Source organism: Corynebacterium lipophiloflavum DSM 44291, from assembly GCF_000159635.1.
Taxonomy (GTDB): domain Bacteria; phylum Actinomycetota; class Actinomycetes; order Mycobacteriales; family Mycobacteriaceae; genus Corynebacterium; species Corynebacterium lipophiloflavum.
Genome location: NZ_GG667202.1, coordinates 1 through 2,653 on the forward strand (window position 1 = coordinate 1; position 2,653 = coordinate 2,653).

The window sequence follows — 2,653 nt, forward strand, 5'->3', positions numbered from 1 at the left end:
TTCCGAACGTGCATTTTGAAGCAGCGTGGTGACGATAGTGAAGCACCGGGGTGGGCATCGTGAAGCGGTGCTCACCCCGGTGCTTGATCATCACTTCGGTGTCCGGTGGGTTACCTGACCATGGTCGGTGAGAGCCTCATGTTCGGCCCGTCCAGGCTGACGATCTCCGCCCCACCGACCAGACGGTTGAGTAGGGACTCAGCGACAACCTTGTCCGCGATGCAGGTGTACCACTCCTCCGGAGTGAACTGGGAGGTCACCAATGTCGACCCCAGCCCCTCTCGTGCGGAGAGGATGTTGAACAGCACGTGCGCGGTGTCCGGGCTGATCGGGGTGGTGAGGAAATCATCCAGGATCAGCAGATCCGTGGTGGTGATCTGAGTGATGAATTCCAGGCGCTTCGGATCGTGATAGTCCATCACCGCCAGCTGCGCGGCCAGGTCATCGGTGCGGAAGAACCTGGCGGTGTAGTCACGCCGGCACGCCGCATTCAACAACGCCAGGGCCAGATAGGTCTTGCCCACCGAGGACTTCCCCAACAGGATGATGTTGCTGGCATTAGCTATCCATTGACACGACCCCAGTCGTGCGACAAGCTCACGGCTGAGGTTCCGGTCTGGTCGGTAGTCGATGTCTTCTACGCAGGCGTCAGGGTGTGGTGATCTGGATGCCTTGAGTAGTTTCTCAACACGACGCTCCTGCCGGGCTGTGACCTCTTTATCCAGCGCAAACGCGATCTTCTGGGAGAAGGTCCACTCGTCGTAGTCGGGGTTGTTGGCGATGTCGATGACGGTTTTGCCGAAGGCGGTCATCCGCAATTTCGTGAAGGTGTCCAGCCAGGTGTCATCCAGGTGGAGGTTCGGGTCCATCACTTCGACTCCTCCTCGTTCCCGCTGGTGCCGGTCAGTGCTTCCAGACTGAACTGACCGACCCCACCCAACATTCCGCCACGGTCCCGAGGCAGATGCGGTGGTGGTGTCGAACGCGCATGAGCCCGCGGTGCAGGAGGTGTCGTCGGTCGGGCGGCCTGATCGCTGCGGACCGCGGCCATCATGTTCTTCACCGCCGTGTAGGAGATCACCCGACGACGTGTCGACTCGTCGACCAGACGGTGGCAGGCTTGTTCGAGGATGGGCTTGTTGGCGCCTTTGCCCATGGCGAGGATGTTGCGGGCCGGCAGGTACGCCTGAGCGACGATGGGTTTGGATGCCAGAAGATCAGCGATTGCCTTCCTCGTGTTCGGACCGACCCGGGTAGCCTGGGTGAGGAAATACTGCGAGGACCACAGGTTGTTCGCATCCTCCATCCCCGGTGGGCAGTGGGCCACGTCCGTGACGTAGGCGCCGCGTTGCGCGCTGACCGTGTGAGTGGCAATCGTGTCGCCATCGGCGAAGACGTCCAGCTGCTCGCCGCGGATCCGTACATCCACGGTGGCACCGACGTGCTGGTGGGGAACGGAGTAGTGCACGGTGGCTATCGTGATGTGCCAGTCCGGGGCCACCTTGGATTTCTTCCACACCGTCGGCAGGAAAGGCTCCTGTGGCAACTGTGCCAACAGCTCGGCTTCGGCTTCCTGGAAGATCTGGCGACGGGAGACAGGCTGCTCCCTAAACGGAGTGCGGTCGTTGATCTGCTCGACCGCTGCCCGCAGGGCCGTGTTGAGATCGTCGAGGTTGGTGAACTCCCGGTCCGCGAGTCGGCGGATCGCCCAGTTGGTGACGACCTTGACCCCGGCTTCGACATTGCCCTTGTCCTGCGGTTTGATCGGCCGGGCGGGAAGCGCGGCGGTGTTGTAGTGGGTGAGAAACTCCTCATAAGCTGCGTTGACCCTGCGTGCCCGGTCCCCGGGGCGTATGGCATTGGACGCGGTGGAGGCATTATCCGGCACGATGACTTCCGCTACTCCGTTGAAGTACTCGAAGGCCTGTCGGTGGGCAGCCAGCCAGTTCGGTTGGCGTTCATCGACACACCCGATGGCGAAGACCATCCCGGAGTAGGGCAGGGTCGCGACGAATACGCTGATGCTGGTGGTCCGGTGGGTGACGAAGTCGGTGATCCGCATCTTGGTGCCTGCCCAGTCGACCTGCATCGTATGGCCGGGGATGTGCTGGATCCGGGCGGTGAGTCCGCGGGCTGCGACTTCCTGGCCGACCAGCTGGCGGAACCGCTCGTAGCTGTAGTGGCGCAGACCGGTGGACGGCAGGGTGAGGTAGTCGGCCCACAGGACGTTGAGGGGTGTTTTCTTCCGCCCGGTCCGGGCGGCGATGACGGTGTCCAAGTCGATGGGGACGAACTCCCCGGCCACGGTCATCCGCCCGTCGCCGACCAGGCAGTGAAGGTCGTCGTCATGCAATCCGTCGAGCTGGGCGGGGGTGGTGATCTGGTGGTGATCGAGGGTTTTCCTGGCTTTGGCGATGGTGGCGTGCGCTACACCGCAGCGGGCCTGGATTTCTCGGTAGGAACTGCCCGCCAGGAGCAGTCGCATGATCAACCGGTAGTTGGTCACGGTTGAAGGTCCTTTCAGGTTCCCACACGACCGGGTTGTCGTGCGGTACCTGAAAGTCTGGGGGCTACCGGCATTGAGCGCTTCACGAAGCTCACCGTGACGCTTCACGATGGTCACCACGGCACTTCAAACTACGCGTTCCTAACA

At 62.3% G+C, this 2,653-nt stretch carries 2 protein-coding genes; both read right to left on the reverse strand.

The features are described from left to right. Positions 1 to 110: 110 nt before the first annotated feature. Positions 111 to 869, reverse strand: a complete 759-nt coding sequence (locus HMPREF0298_RS11170; protein WP_006841305.1) for an ATP-binding protein — start codon at positions 867 to 869, stop codon at positions 111 to 113. Then, positions 869 to 2,506: an IS21 family transposase gene (gene istA / locus HMPREF0298_RS11175; RefSeq protein ID WP_006841306.1), complete on the reverse strand. Its 1,638-nt coding sequence runs from the start codon at positions 2,504 to 2,506 to the stop codon at positions 869 to 871. Before istA ends, HMPREF0298_RS11170 begins: the two co-directional genes overlap by 1 nt. Between the last annotated feature and the right edge of the window lie 147 nt (positions 2,507 to 2,653).

Excerpts from the sequence above, each read along its gene's own strand:
- HMPREF0298_RS11170 (WP_006841305.1), bottom strand. The coding sequence starts at position 869 with ATGGACCCGAACCTCCACCTGGATGACACCTGGCTGGACACCTTCACG.